At 57.7% G+C, this 16,408-nt stretch carries 14 protein-coding genes; 7 read left to right on the top strand and 7 right to left on the bottom strand.

The features are described from left to right. Positions 1-48: 48 nt before the first annotated feature. Positions 49-507, bottom strand: a complete 459-nt coding sequence (iscR, locus tag ACXAGD_RS07270) for a Fe-S cluster assembly transcriptional regulator IscR (protein WP_475209310.1) — start codon at positions 505-507, stop codon at positions 49-51. A 177-nt stretch (positions 508-684) separates the two neighbouring features. On the opposite strand from iscR, the gene ACXAGD_RS07265 reads away from it, so the two are divergent. The 6 genes from ACXAGD_RS07265 to ACXAGD_RS07240 all read left to right on the top strand — a co-directional run bounded on the left by ACXAGD_RS07265 (position 685) and on the right by ACXAGD_RS07240 (position 6,727). Beyond that, entirely contained in the window at positions 685-1,338 is a 654-nt protein-coding gene (locus ACXAGD_RS07265; RefSeq protein ID WP_475209309.1) for an alpha/beta hydrolase, read from the top strand. Then, complete coding sequence (locus ACXAGD_RS07260) at positions 1,338-1,583, top strand: hypothetical protein (protein ID WP_475209308.1); 246 nt, start codon at positions 1,338-1,340, stop codon at positions 1,581-1,583. Before ACXAGD_RS07265 ends, ACXAGD_RS07260 begins: the two co-directional genes overlap by 1 nt. Further along, positions 1,580-2,737 (top strand): HD domain-containing protein, encoded by a 1,158-nt coding sequence (locus tag ACXAGD_RS07255; RefSeq protein ID WP_475209307.1) that lies wholly within the window; start codon positions 1,580-1,582, stop codon positions 2,735-2,737. Before ACXAGD_RS07260 ends, ACXAGD_RS07255 begins: the two co-directional genes overlap by 4 nt. Before the next feature lie 392 nt (positions 2,738-3,129). Next, positions 3,130-3,465, top strand: a complete 336-nt coding sequence (locus tag ACXAGD_RS07250) for an SMR family transporter (protein WP_475209306.1) — start codon at positions 3,130-3,132, stop codon at positions 3,463-3,465. A gap of 76 nt (positions 3,466-3,541) precedes the next feature. Beyond that, complete coding sequence (typA, locus tag ACXAGD_RS07245; protein ID WP_475209305.1) at positions 3,542-5,359, top strand: translational GTPase TypA; 1,818 nt, start codon at positions 3,542-3,544, stop codon at positions 5,357-5,359. Between the two features lie 459 nt (positions 5,360-5,818). Then, positions 5,819-6,727 (top strand): hypothetical protein, encoded by a 909-nt coding sequence (locus ACXAGD_RS07240; protein WP_475209304.1) that lies wholly within the window; start codon positions 5,819-5,821, stop codon positions 6,725-6,727. A gap of 126 nt (positions 6,728-6,853) precedes the next feature. Here ACXAGD_RS07240 and ACXAGD_RS07235 read toward each other — a convergent pair whose 3' ends face one another. The 4 genes from ACXAGD_RS07235 to recA all read right to left on the bottom strand — a co-directional run bounded on the left by ACXAGD_RS07235 (position 6,854) and on the right by recA (position 11,997). Continuing rightward, on the bottom strand, positions 6,854-7,477 hold the full coding sequence (locus ACXAGD_RS07235; RefSeq protein WP_475209303.1) for a transglutaminase-like cysteine peptidase: 624 nt from the start codon (positions 7,475-7,477) through the stop codon (positions 6,854-6,856). A 356-nt stretch (positions 7,478-7,833) separates the two neighbouring features. After that, the gene (locus tag ACXAGD_RS07230; protein WP_475209302.1) at positions 7,834-8,121 is read right to left on the bottom strand and encodes a DUF1330 domain-containing protein; all 288 of its coding nucleotides are present in this window, start codon (positions 8,119-8,121) and stop codon (positions 7,834-7,836) included. 1 nt (position 8,122) lies between these two features. Next, entirely contained in the window at positions 8,123-10,792 is a 2,670-nt protein-coding gene (gene alaS, locus ACXAGD_RS07225; RefSeq protein WP_475209301.1) for an alanine--tRNA ligase, read from the bottom strand. A gap of 137 nt (positions 10,793-10,929) precedes the next feature. Then, the gene (recA, locus tag ACXAGD_RS07220; protein WP_170324960.1) at positions 10,930-11,997 is read right to left on the bottom strand and encodes a recombinase RecA; all 1,068 of its coding nucleotides are present in this window, start codon (positions 11,995-11,997) and stop codon (positions 10,930-10,932) included. A gap of 192 nt (positions 11,998-12,189) precedes the next feature. Here recA and ACXAGD_RS07215 point away from each other — a divergent pair, with 192 nt between their 5' ends. Further along, positions 12,190-12,783, top strand: a complete 594-nt coding sequence (locus ACXAGD_RS07215) for a sulfotransferase family 2 domain-containing protein (protein ID WP_475209300.1) — start codon at positions 12,190-12,192, stop codon at positions 12,781-12,783. Here ACXAGD_RS07215 and ACXAGD_RS07210 read toward each other — a convergent pair. Both ACXAGD_RS07210 and ACXAGD_RS07205 read right to left on the bottom strand, forming a co-directional pair. Continuing rightward, positions 12,780-15,071, bottom strand: a complete 2,292-nt coding sequence (locus tag ACXAGD_RS07210; RefSeq protein ID WP_475209298.1) for a hybrid sensor histidine kinase/response regulator — start codon at positions 15,069-15,071, stop codon at positions 12,780-12,782. The two genes, ACXAGD_RS07215 and ACXAGD_RS07210, sit on opposite strands and share 4 nt — an antisense overlap. 105 nt (positions 15,072-15,176) lie before the next feature. After that, positions 15,177-16,334 carry an RsmB/NOP family class I SAM-dependent RNA methyltransferase gene (locus ACXAGD_RS07205; RefSeq protein WP_475209297.1) on the bottom strand — a complete coding sequence of 386 codons (1,158 nt, stop codon included), beginning with the start codon at positions 16,332-16,334 and terminating at the stop codon, positions 15,177-15,179. Between the last annotated feature and the right edge of the window lie 74 nt (positions 16,335-16,408).

Here is a 16,408-nt window from a genome sequence, read left to right as displayed (position 1 = left end):
TTTTCCCAAACGCGAAGTCGCTGTTTGCCGGATTGATGCTGCATCACTTCACTCATCCACAACGGCAAACAGGCTGGGCACTGCGGGACATGGGGCCAGATCATTTTTGATCACATCCGACAACCGCGTTTGATGCAGGAAAACATAGACATGTGCGCTGAGGCCTTCCCACAGACGGTTGGTCAGCGATTGCGCCCGGCTGCCCGAGGACGCACCAGACGCGCCTGCGCCTTTTTGCAGCGCATCAACGGTTTCATCTACGGCAGCTAAAACCTCGACCACACGAATTTCCGATGCGGGGCGTGCCAAACGATAACCGCCACCCGGTCCGCGGACCGACGACACAAGATCAGCACGGCGCAGTTTGACGAAAAGCTGCTCCAGATACGGCAACGAAATATCCTGCCGCTCCGCGATCTCCCCTAACGTGACAAGGCTACCTTCTGGCTGAGTAGCAATATCAGCCAGCGCAACCATTGCGTAACGACCCTTGGTCGAAAGCTTCATTGTCTACTCCTTCAGGCTAGTTCCGCGCGAAAACATTGACGCCGCCGCTGCCAGTGCGTATCTCCGACAGGCAGCAACTTGCGCAAAGCAACACAATTAGAACCGTTCTAAGGTGCCTGACGATAACCGTCAAGTATATCCCGGCGCCAAGAAGAAAAAGACAGGACCAAAGCACACATGCCCGAGGTGATTTTTCCCGGACCCGAAGGCCGCCTGGAAGGCCGTTACCACCCGCAAAAGGAAAAAGACGCACCGATCGCCATCGTGTTGCACCCGCACCCTCAGTTTGGCGGGACCATGAACAACAAGGTCGTCTACAACCTGCATTACGCGTTTTACAACATGGGTTTCACCGTGTTGCGCTTCAACTTTCGCGGCGTGGGCCGCAGCCAGGGCGAATACGACCAAGGCATTGGCGAGCTGAGCGATGCAGCCTCGGCGCTGGATTACCTGCAGTCGATGAACAACAACTCGAAACATTGCTGGGTCGCGGGTTTCTCGTTCGGCGCGTGGATCGGGATGCAACTGCTGATGCGCCGCCCTGAGATCACCGGCTTTATCAGCGTGTCGCCGCCAGCCAACATGTATGACTTTTCGTTCTTGGCACCCTGCCCGTCCTCCGGCCTAATCATCAATGGCTCGGCCGACCGCGTGGCACCTCCGGCGGACACCACATCGTTGGTGAACAAGCTGCACGAGCAAAAAGGCATCACCATCACCCATAACGAGGTGGAAGGCGCCGATCACTTCTTCCAGGATCGCCACATGGACACGCTGATCACCGATGTCAGCGACTATGTAAAGCGTCGCCTGACCGAGAATACGCGCTGATGTCTGACACCGTCACCACCCTCGCCGCCAAACTGGCCGAGGACACGATGAAAGTGATGGACGAAACCGGGGACGACCGCTTTTTTGTCGAAGTGGGCGATCTGTTGGGAGCGTCCTCTCAGACCCTGGAAGAAGCGTTCCTGACCGAGGTTCGCGTCCGGTTGGCCGAACGCAAGGCCCGTCAATTCGTGATCAAGAAACTGACGGATCACCGTTCCAAGACAAAAGCGATCGAAAAGCAATGACTGAAAGACTGTCCGCGCAGATTGAATTCCTGAAACGCGCGGACAGCCTGAAATCGGTTGATCGCGCCAATTTTCTTCTGGATCAGTCCCGCCCGGAAAACGCAGCCGAGCATAGCTGGCAACTGGCGTTGTGGGCGCTGGTGATGCAGCCTTTGGCCGGTGCAGATGTCAGCATCGACCGGGTGATCCGGATGCTGTTGCTGCATGACCTGGTTGAGATCATCGTCGGTGACCACCCAATCCACCTGCAAACCGACTGGCAGGCCGTTGAGAGGCTTGAAAACATCGCTGCGGCCGAACTGTTTGGTCTGTTGCCCGCCGATCAAGCTGCGGACTGCCTTGCCTTGTGGCAGGAGTTTGAAGCAGACCAGAGCCCGGACGCGAAATTCGCCAAATATTTGGATCGGTGCCAGCCGATGTTCCAGGTTCTGTGCGCACCCGATCCGATGCCCGAACATCGGGCAATTGTGCAGGACAATCTGAACGGTGGGCGAGCCGCTTATCTGAAGACAGAATTTCCCGAGGCCCACTCCGCTGCCCAAACTCTGATGGATGGCCAGCAGCCCACCGAAACCTCATTCTCAACCCGCCTCGCCTTTCTGGCCGAAACCGATCAGTTGAAGACGGTCTACCGCGCCTCGCGCTTGCTGAGTGGTGAGCGGCGCGAAAACTCTGCCGAACACTCGTGGCACATCATGCTGTACGCGTGGATTCTGGCGGAACACGCGGCCCCCGGCGTGTCGATCGACCGTGCGCTGAAAATGCTGCTGCTGCATGATATCGTCGAAATCGACGCCGGAGATCACCCGATCCACGGTCAGGTTGACCACGCCGCGCAAGAGGCCGAGGAACACGCCGCTGCAGAACGTCTGTTCGGGTTGCTGCCTGATGATCAAAAAACGGCCTTTATGTCCCTGTGGTCCGAGTTCGAAGCGGCGGAGAGCCCGGATGCCCGCTTTGCCAAAGCCATAGATCGCTTTCAAACCCCTGTCGGCAATCTTGTTACAGGCGGCGGATCATGGGTGGATTACAACGTCACCTACGCCCAGATCGAACAGCGGGTCGGTACCCCGATACTGGCCGGCGCTCCGGGTCTTTGGGCATGGCTTCAGCCGCAGCTAGTCAGTTTTTTTACGGCCGCAGCCCATTCGTAAGACAAAGAAAAAGAGGCCCAAAGGCCTCTTCCCCCCTCGTGTTTCAGCAGACGCTCAAACCTGATCACTCTCTAACCGTTCAACAAACTTGGCCGCATTTTTGTCGACGGACCCCCCGTCAGCAAGCCACCCAAGCGCCACAATCAACGCTGAAACGAAGACGATATACTTCGCAAATTTCGTCATTAAAAAACTCACACAACAAAAAACCATTAAAAACAACGGCTTTTTATCACTGGATATCCCAAAAATACAGTCAGGTTATCCTGACCTTACGACAAGCCAACAGGGTTGACGTAACGTCTTCAGATGGGCAGTGCTTCTGAGATTTCTCTTGCCCGTCCGGCCAGTTTCGTGCTCAACCACGCAAAACTTCTGTCGAGATTTCCAACGTGCCCCATGCTTATCTGATCCTGTTTCTGGCGGTCATCGCCGAAACCATTGGTACGACGGCCCTGCAGGCCAGCCAGCAATTCAGCCGCCTCTGGCCGTCCGTTCTGGTCGTGGTCAGCTATGGCATTGCCTTCTACCTGCTAGGCCTGACGTTGAAATTCATGCCGGTGGGCATCGTTTACGCGATCTGGTCCGGCCTTGGCATCGTATTCATAGCGATCATCGGCTTTATCGTTTTTGGACAGAGACTGGACTGGCCTGCGGTCCTGGGACTGACGATGATTCTGGCCGGAATTCTAGTCATTCACTTGTTTTCCAAGACCGCTGGCCACTGATCACCGGTTAGGGCTGGCCTATTTGGTCAATCCGCGCTATGCGCGCGGCAACTTCCCGTTCAAAGGCTGACCTCTCATGGACCTGCGCAATATCGCAATCATCGCTCACGTTGACCACGGCAAGACGACCCTGGTGGATGAGCTGCTCAAACAATCCGGCGCGTTCCGGGAAAATCAAGCCGTCGCCGAACGCGCGATGGATAGCAACGATCTTGAGCGCGAGCGCGGGATCACCATCCTTGCCAAGGCCACATCGGTCGAGTGGAAAGGTACCCGCATCAACATCGTCGACACCCCCGGTCACGCCGATTTCGGTGGTGAGGTAGAGCGTATCCTGAGCATGGTTGATGGTGTCGTCCTGCTGGTTGATGCCGCCGAAGGCCCGATGCCTCAGACCAAGTTCGTAACATCCAAAGCATTGGCACTGGGCTTGCGCCCCATCGTGGTTCTGAACAAGGTCGACAAGCCCGACGCCGAGCCCGACCGCGCGCTGGACGAATGCTTCGATCTGTTCGCCAACCTTGGCGCTGACGATGACCAACTGGATTTCCCGGCCATGTACGCCTCGGGCCGTTCGGGCTGGGCAGATATGGAACTGGACGGCCCCCGCAAGGACCTGACCGCCCTGTTCGACTTGGTCGTCGATCACGTCCCTGCCCCGAAACAGGCCGATAAGAAAGACGAGCCTTTCCGCATGCTGGCCACCACGCTGGGCAGCGATCCGTTCATCGGCCGCATTCTGACCGGCCGCGTTGAAAGCGGAACGCTGAAAGCCGGTGACAGCCTCAAAGCGCTATCGCGAGACGGCACGCTAATCGAGAACTTCCGTGCATCGAAAATCCTGGCCTTCCGCGGCCTGGCGCAACAGCCCATTGACGTGGCCGAAGCCGGTGACATCGTCACCATCGCAGGTATGAGCAAAGCCACCGTGGCCGACTCGCTGGTTTCGCCGCAGGTTGAAGAGGCCCTGCCCGCTCAGCCCATCGATCCGCCGACCATCACCGTAACCTTCGGCATCAACGATTCGCCTCTGGCAGGTCGTGACGGCAAGAAGGTTCAGTCGCGCGTGATCCGCGACCGCCTGATGAAAGAGGCGGAATCGAACGTCGCCATCCGCATCTCGGACACCCCCGGTGGCGAGGCCTTTGAGGTTGCCGGTCGCGGCGAATTGCAGATGGGCGTTCTGATCGAGAACATGCGCCGCGAAGGGTTCGAACTCAGCATCTCGCGCCCGCAGGTTCTGTTCCGTGACGAGGACGGCCAGCGCATGGAGCCGATCGAAGAAGTTACCATCGACGTGGATGACGAATTCTCGGGCGCAGTGATCGAAAAGATCACAGGCGCGCGGAAAGGCGAACTGGCCGAGATGCGCCCCGCCGGCGCTGGCAAGACCCGCATCATCGCGCATGTGCCCTCTCGCGGTCTGATTGGTTACCACGGCGAATTCCTGACTGACACCCGAGGCACTGGCGTGTTGAACCGCGTGTTCCACGGATGGGCAGCCCACAAGGGACCGATCCCGGGCCGTCGTGCTGGCGTTCTGATCTCGATGGAGAATGGTCAGGCCGTGGCCTATGCATTGTGGAACCTGGAAGAGCGTGGCCGCATGTTCGTTGCCCCCCAAACCGATGTCTATCAGGGCATGGTGATCGGAGAGCACTCGCGCGACAACGATCTGGAAGTGAACCCGCTCAAGGGCAAAAAGCTGACCAACGTGCGCGCCAGCGGTTCTGACGACGCGGTCCGTCTGACGCCACATGTTCAATTTTCGCTAGAGGAAGCCATCGCATACATCGACGACGACGAGCTGGTCGAAGTAACTCCGAACGCCGTGCGTCTGCGTAAACGCTTCCTCGATCCGCACGAACGCAAGCGCATGGCCAAATCTGCCTAAGGTTGACAGTGTTATCGTTCACAATTGTGAAACAATACTTCAATAGTGGCACATTTGCATCCGTATCTGGCCTCTAATACACCAACAAGCTCGCCAATTTGGCGGGCTTACTTTTTGTTTTTTGGTTAATTTCAACCTGCGGTTGCTGTTCGTGATTTCACTCTTCTCATGCTCCTCTTGAAATTGTGTCCAAAAACGGATGTAATCAAGGAATAAGTGTGGCACGATAGTATTACATAATTCATGTGTCTCCGCAGATAGTGCGGCAAAGTGTGTAACGAGTTTTGAAGGAGTGGCGCCATGCGCGTGAAGTCTCGACTATTGTCTATTGTATTTGTTTCAGCGACATTCCCACTGATCACGGCCAGTGCGGCACTAGCAGAAAGATGTAACATCAAAACGGCTCGACAGTCTGTGTCGACCGAAACTTTGTGCGCGTGTACGGTCGTTGATACCCGTATGCTGCGCTACATTCAGCGGCGCGCCGATTTCGAGGAAATCCTGGCCCAAACACTGGAAAGCTGCCCGGCGTTTGCAGCGGTTCTGACCGACCTTCCAACAGCCACTGCGGCCGCGAATGCGCGCGATGGTGAGACTGGCAACTCTGGCTTTTCTGGAACCAACGGCAGCAATGGAAGCAACGGCGGCAGTGGCACGAACGCCAGCCCAACCTCTACAAGCAGCGACGGCGGCGACAACGGCAATGACGGTGGCGACGACGGTAACAATGGCGGCGACGACGGCGGCGACGACAGCAACGATGGCGGCGACAACGGTGGCGGCGACGGTAACGGCGGCGGCGGCAGCAATGGCAGCGGCAACAATGGCAACGGTAACGGCGGCAACAACGGCGGCGGTAGCAGCGACGGTAACGGAAACGGCGGCAATAACGGTGGCGGCGGTAACTCCGGCAACGGGAACGGCGGCAACAACGGTGGCGGCGGCAATTCCGGCAACGGGAACGGCGGCAACAACGGTGGCGGCGGCAACTCCGGCAACGGAAACGGCGGCAACAACGGTGGCGGCGGTAACGACGGCAACGGCAACGGCGGCAACAACGGAGACGGTGGAAACTCCGGCAACGGTAACGGCGGCAACAACGGCAGCGGCGGTAATTCCGGCAACGGGAACGGCGGCAATAATGGCGGCAGCGGCAACACCGGCGACGGCAATGGCGGCAACAACGGCAGCGGAACCGGTGGAAATTCCGGCGGCGCTGGTAGTGGTGGCGGTGGAACGGACGGCGGTAACGGCGGCGGTGCCGGAGCTGGCGGTGGAGCTGGTGGTGGTAGTGCAGGTGGCGCCGGAGCGGGCGGCGGAGCTGGCGGCGGTAACGCCGGTGGTGCCGGAGCTGGCGGCGTATTCTAAGTAAATGACTGCGGGATTGTGCCACAAATCCTTGTGGCGCAGCCGAGCTCAATCAACAAAGCCATGAATAAAAAAGGGCGACCCTTGCGTCGCCCTTTCAAACAACTCAACAAACCGAAGGATCGATCAGCTCTGGCTGTAAACCCCGACCCAACCACTGGGTTTCCGCGGGTTCTGCATCCGCAGGAACAAATATTGCGTGGCCGACCATGGTTTAATCTGATTGGTCAGGTTGTCCAAAACCAGATCACCAGCGGCCGAACGATACACGAGCACCGCATGTGAATTGCGCTGCGCATCCAAAACCGTTGCGATCAGCAGTTTGCTTGGATCGACCCCAGCGCGGATCAGGTCTCGTTTCTTCAACAGGGCAAAATCTTCACAATCCCCACCCCGAGACGTGGGCAAAGCCCATCTTTCAGCGGTCCGGTATTGCGACAGATCCGTTACCGAGCGCGTAGTTGCATTAACCTGGCGATTGACCCGCTGGATTATTTGCATTTCCTGACGGCTCGACATCGACACAGAGGCCTTGCCCGAGCAGGCCCAGTTGTACTGGCGGCACAACTGGCGCGCGCCAGTAGGCGGCGGCGATGCAGCAACGATCTTTAGGAAACTGCCTTCGCTTGCATCCGCAGCGGACCCCGCACCCAAAGCGCTAAAAGCCAACGCGGCAACTACGACCAGTCGACCTATAGTTGAGGTCGACCGCGCAAAAACGGCTCTGAACTCAGTTCTCAAAGGTTTCATGCCTGTTCCTCGATCCACATTTATTCACATCATTGCGAAAAAACGGGACCGTAGATTGTTTTGCTAACTATCAGTGGACGGTGCCGTTTGCGCAATCTGCAGCGAGGTTGCAAGGAAAAAGAGGCGGAAATTCGTTCCGCATTTTGACCATTTCAGGCAAGAAATGAGAGAAGTTGGCCACAATCTAAGGGTGACCCAACGTAAATTACTCACCCGGCATCCGCGATAAGCGTTTGAAAAACTTACCCACAGTCCGGAAAAAAACAGTTAAGGCGACCCATTAGGCCGCCTTTTTTATACATTGGCTGGAATCCGCTCAATCAGCCGGAATCTGGCATAACTTTGCCAGATCGATTTTAGTCCGTGATCTCGACAACGACCAATTCACGCTCGCTGGCACCGCGGGCGTGGTCCAACGCAGCCTGATATTCGGGGGATTCGTAGCACTCCACCGCAGCCTCAACCGAGGGGAAACGGGCCACTACGTTACGGGGCCGCTCTTTCCCTTCAAGTTGCACATAGCGGGCTGCGCGGGCGATGAACTCGCCCCCGTGTTTGGCAATGGCCGGGCCCGCCAACTCGGCATATTTTCCATAGGCCTCAGTGTCGGTCACAGTGACATGGGCAATCCAGAGTGCAGGCATGTTATCCTCCCAAAACTTGCTCGGCGGCTTTGATCGCCGCGTCAGAATTCGAGGCGTCTCGGCCACCGCCCTGCGCCATGTCGGGGCGTCCTCCGCCACCTTTGCCGCCCAGTTCGACCACTGCTGCCCGTACCAGATCAACGGCCGAGACCTTATCAGTCAGGTCTGACGTCACACCTGCTGCAACCGCTGCCTTGCCACCCGCATCTGCGATCAGCAGAACGGCACCCGAGCCCATCCGGCTTTTGTGTTCGTCTATCAACGCGGGCAGGTCCTTGCCTGAAACACCGCTCAGTGCCTGTGCAAGGAAGGGTACTCCATTCACATCGCGGGCCTCGGAACCGCCCTGCCCCGATCCACCTGCCATCGCCAGATCGCGACGCAGCTGGGCGACCTCGTTTTGCAAGGCCTTGCGTTCATCAAGCAAAGATTTGACGCGGCCGACAACGTCGTCAGGTTGCGCCTTCAACTCCGATGCAATTTGACCAAGACGTTGATCTTGCTCAGAAAGATGGCGGAATGCCTCATCGCCTGTCAACGCTTCGATCCGGCGCACACCAGCGCTGCTGGCGCTGTCACCCAGCACGACAAAAGTGCCGATATCCCCGGTCTGGCGCACATGTGTACCGCCGCAAAGTTCGATCGACCATGTTTCGCCGTCATGGCCTTTGCCCGTTGGGGCTTTGCCCATCGAGACGACGCGAACCTCGTCACCATATTTCTCACCGAACAGCGCCTGAGCGCCCAGTTCTCGTGCATCGTCCGGCGTCATGATACGGGTTTCAACGGCCGAGTTCTGGCGGATGAAGTCGTTCACTTCGCGTTCGACTTTCCGGATTTCTTCCGGGCTCAGCGCTTTGGAGTGGCTGAAGTCGAACCGCAGCCGGTCCGACGCGTTCAGCGATCCGCGCTGCGCAACATGATCACCAAGGGTTTCACGCAGCGCCTCGTGCAGCAGGTGCGTGGCCGAGTGGTTGGCACGGATCGCGGTGCGGCGCGCATGATCGACCGCAAGCTCAACCGAGTCGCCCTTAGACAAGGTACCCTGGCTGACCGTAACACGGTGCGCATACACCTTACCTTCGGCAAATTTGCGCGTGTCTTCGACTTTGGCCACATCTTGCAGGTTCTCAAGGCGTCGAATTTCGCCAGTATCACCAACCTGACCACCAGCTTCTCCGTAGAAAGGCGTCTGATTCACGACGACCCACCCGGTGCCGCCCTGTTCGATCTTGTCGACCAGAGCACCATCAACGACCAGCGCGGCCACTTGGCCTTCCGCTTTCTCGGTATCGTAGCCAAGGAAATCCGTGGCCCCGGCACTGTCCAGAACATCGAACCAAACGGCCTGATCCGCCGCTTCGCCCGACCCGGCCCAGGCAGCACGTGCCTTAGCCTTCTGTTCCGCCATGGCAGCATCGAAGCCGTCGGTATCCACGGCCCGGCCCTTTTCGCGCAGCGCATCCTGAGTCAGATCAAGCGGGAACCCATAGGTGTCATACAGTTTGAACGCAGCATCACCGGGCAGCGCCGCCCCGTCCGGCAATCCGGCGACTTCATCGTCCAAAAGCTTAAGGCCGCGGTCCAGCGTTTGCTTGAAGCGGGTTTCTTCCAACAGAAGGGTTTCTTCGATCAGCGCCTGCGCCTGACCCAATTCCGAATACTGCGCGCCCATCAGTTGGACCAAAGACGGCACCAAACGGTGCATGACCGGGTCTTTTGCCCCAAGAAGATGCGCGTGGCGCATCGCGCGACGCATGATCCGACGTAGAACATATCCGCGCCCGTCATTGCTGGGCATCACGCCATCCGCAATCAGGAACGAAGTCGAACGCAGATGGTCCGCGATAACCCGGTGATGCACGTTCTGATCGCCATAAGGATCGACACCGGTCGCGTCCGCCGATGCCTCGATCAGTATCTTGAACAGATCCGTGTCATAGTTGTCATGGCTGCCCTGCAGCAGGGCACCAATCCGCTCCAGCCCCATGCCGGTGTCGATCGACTGCATGTCGAGTTCGACCATCGAACCGTCCTCGAACTGCTCGTTCTGCATGAAAACGATGTTCCAGATCTCGATAAACCGGTCGCCATCTTCCTCGGCCGAACCCGGAGGGCCGCCCCAGATGTGATCGCCATGATCATAAAAAATCTCGGTGCATGGGCCGCAGGGGCCAGTCGGGCCCATCTGCCAGAAATTGTCATTGGTTGCGATGCGGATGATCCGGTCTTCGGGCACGCCGACCTTTTTCCAAATCTCGAACGCCTCGTCATCAGTGTGGTACACTGTGGTCAGCAAGCGGTTCTTGTCGATGCCGAATTCCTTGGTGATCAGTTCCCACGCAAACGGGATAGCTTCGGGCTTGAAGTAGTCGCCGAACGAGAAATTCCCCAACATCTCAAAGAACGTATGGTGCCGCGCGGTGTAGCCCACATTGTCCAGATCGTTGTGTTTACCTCCGGCGCGGACACATTTCTGCGCTGTTGTTGCACGTTGATAATCACGGGTTTCCACCCCGGTAAAGAGGTTCTTGAACTGCACCATGCCCGAGTTCACGAACATCAGCGTCGGGTCATTGCGCGGGACCAGAGGGCTGGACGCCACCACCTCATGCCCCTGTTTGGCAAAGTAGTTCAGAAAGGTCGATCGGATGTCGTTCAGCGTGGGCATAAGCTTCTCTCAGCGCGCAATCATATTGTGTTGAAACGGGTTTATCCCCGTCCCTACGGATAGTCCACAGCATTGAGGACGCTGAACGAAGCAAGGCGGCCCAGTGGACCGCCTTGCACTCAAATTTTCCGAAGACTTTACGCTTCGAGTATATCGTCGTCCTCGGCGGCGCCGGGAGGCATGTCGAACTCCAACCCATGGGCCGCGCGAATTTTGTCTTCGATTTCCAGCGCGGCGCGGCTGTTGTCGCGCAGGTATTGTTTGGCGTTCTCGCGCCCCTGCCCAATCCGCTCGTCGCCATAGCTGAACCACGAGCCCGACTTCTCGACCACACCGGCCTTGACGCCCAGATCCAGCAATTCACCCATTTTGCTGATGCCTTCACCATACATGATGTCGAATTCCACCTGCTTAAATGGCGGCGCCACCTTGTTCTTGACGACCTTGACGCGGGTCTGGTTGCCAACCACTTCATCGCGGTCCTTGATCGCGCCGATCCGACGGATGTCAAGCCGGACCGAGCTGTAGAATTTCAACGCGTTACCACCAGTCGTGGTTTCTGGGCTGCCGAACATCACGCCGATCTTCATCCGAATCTGGTTGATGAAGATCACCATGCAGTTCGAACGGCTGATCGAGCCGGTCAGTTTACGCATCGCCTGGCTCATCAGGCGGGCTTGCACACCAACGTTGCTGTCACCCATGTCGCCTTCCAACTCGGATTTCGGCGTCAGCGCCGCCACCGAGTCGACTACGACCATGTTCACCGCACCCGAGCGCACCAGCGTGTCGGTGATCTCAAGCGCTTGCTCGCCAGTGTCAGGCTGCGAGATAAGCAGTTCATCCAGATCGACACCCAGCTTGCGGGCATATTGCGGGTCCAGAGCGTGTTCCGCGTCCACGAAGGCACAGACACCACCGCGCTTCTGTTGCTCTGCAATACAGTGCAGTGTCAGCGTCGTCTTACCCGAGCTTTCAGGCCCGTAAATCTCAACAATCCGGCCCATCGGCAGACCGCCGATCCCCAGCGCGATATCCAGACCCAGAGAGCCGGTCGAGCTTGCATCGATGTCCTGCTTGGCGTCCTCGCCCAGCTTCATGATCGAGCCTTTGCCGAACTGCCGTTCAATCTGCGCCAACGCGCTGTCGAGCGCCTTTTGCTTGTCTGCGTTTTTCTTGTCGCTCATCGTCAGAAGATCCGCCATTGTCCTGTCGCCTTCCCTTTTGTCACACCCTTGAACGGGCGGCAATCGCTGCTTTGTTCGCCTCTTGTTCCTTATGGGACCAAAGAGAGAACATTTCAACTAAAACTTACAAGACTTACTGTTCAGCAATTGTGTTAAAGAGTCGTTTACGCCAATCTGCGACGGTAACAAAGATTGGCAAAGGGCGATTAAATGCTTGTTTTTTATAAGGAACGCCTTGCGTTTCTGGCCGTTCCCAAAACAGGCAGCACGGCATATCACACAGCCCTGCGGGACCGCGCCGACTTTGTGGTGACCGGCCCACCCGATCTGAAACACGCTCCCGTGCGGCGCTATGACCGATTTTTTCAGAACATTTTTCGGAAAATGTACGACACCGAGATGGAAATCATGGCGGTCGTGCGCGAGCCCATTGATTGGCTGGGCAGTTGGTACAAGTTCCGCAGCCGGGATGACCGGATCGGGCATCCACACTCGACTCGCGACCTGAGCTTTGACGACTTTGTTCAAGCCTACATGCAAAGCCCCCGCTCCGAATTTGCCGATGTCGGCAGCCAGAGCCAGTTCTTCCGCACGCGCAGCACTGGCTTCGGCGCAAGCCACGTCTTTAAGTATGAAAATCAGGACAAGATTCTGGAGTTCCTGCAAGACCGGTTAAACATGCAGATCGAGCTGAAGCGGGAAAACGTCTCACCCCAGCGGGAACTGCTTCTTTCACCTGAGACGGAACGCAAATTCCGCAAGCGGCACGCGGCCGAGTTCGCTTGTCACGACGCGGCGCTTTAGTTGATCTGCTGAAACACTGCCTCGGTCAGTTGGTTCAACGAGAACGGCTTGGGCAGGAAAGTTGAATTGTCGATCTCTGGGCCAGAGTCACCAAAGGCACCCTCGGTGTAACCGGACATAAAGATCACCCTTGTATCCGGACGGGTCTCCATCGCCTTGCGCACCCAGGTCGGCCCGTCCATGCCGGGCATAACCACATCGGTCACAAAGACGTCGACATTCAGCGCGCCGTCCTCAAGCAAACGCAAGGCCTCTTCCGCCGACTCGGCCTCGAGCACAGTATAGCCCTTCAAGCGCAGCGCACGTGTTGCAAAGGCGCGTACTGGAGCCTCGTCTTCGACTAGTAGAACAACGCCTTCGCCTTGACGGGCAATTTGCGTGTCGGCGGCGGGTATCGCGTCGGTTAGCGCTTCTGGAGAGGCGACAGACACCGGCAGATAGACGATGAATTCCGTCCCGTGCCCCTGAAGACTGTCGACAAAAATAAAGCCGCCGGTCTGTTTCACGATCCCATAAACCGTCGATAACCCAAGCCCAGTGCCCTCTCCTGTCCGTTTGGTGGTGTAAAAAGGTTCGAATACTTTCTGCAGCTTGTCCGCAGGGATTCCGACGCCGCTATCGATCACCTTGACGGTGACATATTCACCGGGCTGAACCGTGGCCCGATCCCGCGTGAAGGGTTCGTTCAGCACCACAACCTCTGTCTCGATCCGCACCTCCCCGCCATCCGGCATGGCATCGCGGGCGTTCACGACCAGGTTCATCAACACCTGCTCCAATTGCCGTTTATCGGCCCGAACGGGTTTCAGAACCGGATCGTGACTGAGAACCAGGCGAACTTTTTCACCCACCAACCGGTTCAGCAAATGGATAAGATCCGAGATCGTATCCCGCAGATCCAGCACCTCGGGCTGCAGAGTCTGCTTCCTCGAGAACGCCAACAGCTGACTAACCAGAGCAGCTGCCCTGTTGGCATTCTGGTTAATCTGCACGAGATCTCCATAGTTCGGATCATTCTGGTCATGTCGCAGCAGCAACAGATCGCAATGCCCAGATATAGCCGTCAACAAGTTGTTGAAATCATGGGCAACGCCGCCAGCCAGTTGCCCGACCGCCTGCATCTTTTGTCCCTGTACGAATTGCGCCTCAAGCGTCTTCAGCTCGGTGGCATCGTTCACCACGGCAATCAATTGCACCTGCCCGTCATTCACAACACGATTTAGCGTAATTTGAACAAACACTTCTTTGTCCTGCCGGGACAGACGTAGGAATTCGGATCGCGTCGTCGGTTCCTGAGCCGCTACGCGCGCCAGCCAGTCCAAAATCGGATAGCCAAGCCCGTGCATGATCTGATCGGCGTTGGTTTTTCCGGGCTTGATCTCCCCGATCAGTTTCACGGCCAGTCGGTTGGCCTCGAGAATCCTGCCGTCAGGCGCAAGACGCACTATAGGAACTGGCAGATCGGCAAAAGATGCGCCGCTACTGATATTCGCTGTGGCCTCTGTCGGCAAAACGAGCAAATCTCGCACAATGCCGGATCGACTTAGCTCGCACACGGTGGCAGAGACGCTTCCGTTCGCCGTGTGTACCTGCACGATGTCACCCTTTGCGCCCGGGTCTGAAGACAGAACCTGCCGCAACGTATTCGGCCTGTGCCCCAGCAAGTGTGCTGCCGCGACATTGATGCGCAACAGTGTGCCGTTGCGGCCGACGGTCAAAACCGGAACCGACACCTCGTCCCAATAACCCGGGGCATCCAGATGAAAGCGCCAGCAAAACCGGCCGTCGCCGACATCAAATACCGAAACCGGGACGGTCGATCCGACGGTCACGATATCTTCGCGCGCTCTGCCGTAAATTTCAGCCTTCGACTGAAGGCGCAACAGAATAGCTGCTGGGTTTGCAAACTTGGATCTCAAGCATTGCTCCAACCGTTCGCCTGGAAAAGCCCGAAACCGGTTTAGCGCCTCTGGGTTGGCGGCCAGAATGTCACCCTGAGCATTCGCGATCATACAGGGGAACAGATCCTGGTCCGCAAAGACTGCCATGGTCTTTACCGATTGCTGAGCTAGATGGTCCACGGTTTTGCCCCGCAGCACCACCAAAAGACTTGCCGCCAACAGCGAAACGCCCGCCACGACAAAACCGGTGTGCCACAACTGGGGCACAAGCCCTACTAACGGTGATAGGCTAAGCAGCGCGCCAACTACGACCAAAGGGACAAGTCGCAAACCGGACGGGGCGTTTTGAAGGGACGGATCGGAGAAAGCTTCCGTGGTATCAGTCATATACAACTCAAATCAGTGGGCCTTCATGCAGTCAGCCCAAGTAAGGTTAATACCCGCTTAAAAGATAATCGGGCACTCTCCTTTAGGTTGCTATGATCTGATGCGCTATCGCGTCAAGTGTGACGTGAAGAAACCGTCCGTGCCGTGGGAGACAAGCCACGTTTTCCGAAATTCCTCGGACCAATCCGGGTGTGAACGCAGGAAGCCGTCGACCACGCCCCCGTTTTCGTCGTCCAGCATTGAACAGGTCGCATAGGCGAGCACACCACCGGGCGCGATCATCGGCGCCAGCTGCTCCAGAATGGAGGATTGGATACCGGTCAGCTCCTCAAGACGACTTTCGGTCAGCGCCCATTTTCCCGCGGGGGCACGCCGCCAAGAACCGCTGCCGGAACACGGCGCGTCCGCAAGAATGACATCGAAGGGGGCGTGATACGCAAGGTCCTCGGTTGTCAATATCTCGACCCGCGCACCAGCCCGTTCTGCGCGCGCAGGAAGGTCTCGCATCCGGCCAGCGTTCACATCATGGGCAAAAACCGAAACCCCTTTTTGCACGGCCAGCGCCAGAGACTTACCACCTCCGCCTGCGCAATAGTCCAGCACGCGCATCCCCGGGCGCAGGTTCAAAGCCGCAACAACCGACTGACTGGCCGCGTCCTGAAGCTCGACCAACCCATCCGCATAAGCCTGGCTTTGCGCAATCTTGCGCGCGCCTTCGGTGACTTCCAATGCCGTGTCGCAGGCCGGATGCGCCGCGGCGATGATCCCATCGGCGGCCATCGCAGCGATTGCTTCGGGCACGTCCGCCTTGATAAGGTTGACCCGAAGATGGACAGGTGCCCGGCTTTGCAGGGCTTGCGCAACCGGAACCGCCTGGTCCCCCAACGAGGATTCGAACCGAGGCCAGAGCCAATCGGGAATGTCACATTGCTCAGCTTCGGAAACAAAATCGCGACCAACCTCTTTGCCGGTCAACACCTCTGGCGCGTGGCGAACACCAGAAAATACATCTTCCAATGGCGCCCCAGACGCACGCACAGCACCGATCATCAATCCACGCCCGGTTTCAGCCCCGCCTAACGCCGCATAGGATCGCTTGCAGCGCAACGCAGTGAACACGTGATCCCGAACAGCAGCGCGATCCTTGGACCCGGCAAACCGGCTGCGTCGCGCCCAATTGGTCAGGGATTTCTCGACAGGAGTACCAGAGAGAATCTCATCTAGGATTTCTATCGAAGCCTGAATGCGCGCGGCCGGTGTCATACTGTCTTCCGATGCTGGTGATGTGACGATTGCCAACGCCACAAATGCAAAACGGCGCCCTGTTGCGGGCGCCG

It is taken from the genome of Ruegeria sp. ABF4_144 (genome assembly GCF_056160045.1).
This window is presented reverse-complemented; position numbering and strand designations above follow the sequence as displayed.

What these genes read in the sequence shown, in the direction of transcription:
- iscR (WP_475209310.1), bottom strand. Translation starts at nt 507, where the DNA reads ATGAAGCTTTCGACCAAGGGTCGTTACGCAATGGTTGCGCTGGCTGAT.
- ACXAGD_RS07205 (WP_475209297.1), bottom strand. Translation starts at nt 16,334, where the DNA reads ATGACACCGGCCGCGCGCATTCAGGCTTCGATAGAAATCCTAGATGAG.
- ACXAGD_RS07210 (WP_475209298.1), bottom strand. Translation starts at nt 15,071, where the DNA reads ATGACTGATACCACGGAAGCTTTCTCCGATCCGTCCCTTCAAAACGCC.
- ACXAGD_RS07235 (WP_475209303.1), bottom strand. Translation starts at nt 7,477, where the DNA reads ATGAAACCTTTGAGAACTGAGTTCAGAGCCGTTTTTGCGCGGTCGACC.
- ACXAGD_RS07240 (WP_475209304.1), top strand. Translation starts at nt 5,819, where the DNA reads ATGCTGCGCTACATTCAGCGGCGCGCCGATTTCGAGGAAATCCTGGCC.
- typA (WP_475209305.1), top strand. Translation starts at nt 3,542, where the DNA reads ATGGACCTGCGCAATATCGCAATCATCGCTCACGTTGACCACGGCAAG.
- alaS (WP_475209301.1), bottom strand. Translation starts at nt 10,792, where the DNA reads ATGCCCACGCTGAACGACATCCGATCGACCTTTCTGAACTACTTTGCC.
- recA (WP_170324960.1), bottom strand. Translation starts at nt 11,997, where the DNA reads ATGGCGGATCTTCTGACGATGAGCGACAAGAAAAACGCAGACAAGCAA.
- ACXAGD_RS07260 (WP_475209308.1), top strand. Translation starts at nt 1,338, where the DNA reads ATGTCTGACACCGTCACCACCCTCGCCGCCAAACTGGCCGAGGACACG.
- ACXAGD_RS07265 (WP_475209309.1), top strand. Translation starts at nt 685, where the DNA reads ATGCCCGAGGTGATTTTTCCCGGACCCGAAGGCCGCCTGGAAGGCCGT.
- ACXAGD_RS07230 (WP_475209302.1), bottom strand. Translation starts at nt 8,121, where the DNA reads ATGCCTGCACTCTGGATTGCCCATGTCACTGTGACCGACACTGAGGCC.
- ACXAGD_RS07215 (WP_475209300.1), top strand. Translation starts at nt 12,190, where the DNA reads ATGCTTGTTTTTTATAAGGAACGCCTTGCGTTTCTGGCCGTTCCCAAA.
- ACXAGD_RS07255 (WP_475209307.1), top strand. Translation starts at nt 1,580, where the DNA reads ATGACTGAAAGACTGTCCGCGCAGATTGAATTCCTGAAACGCGCGGAC.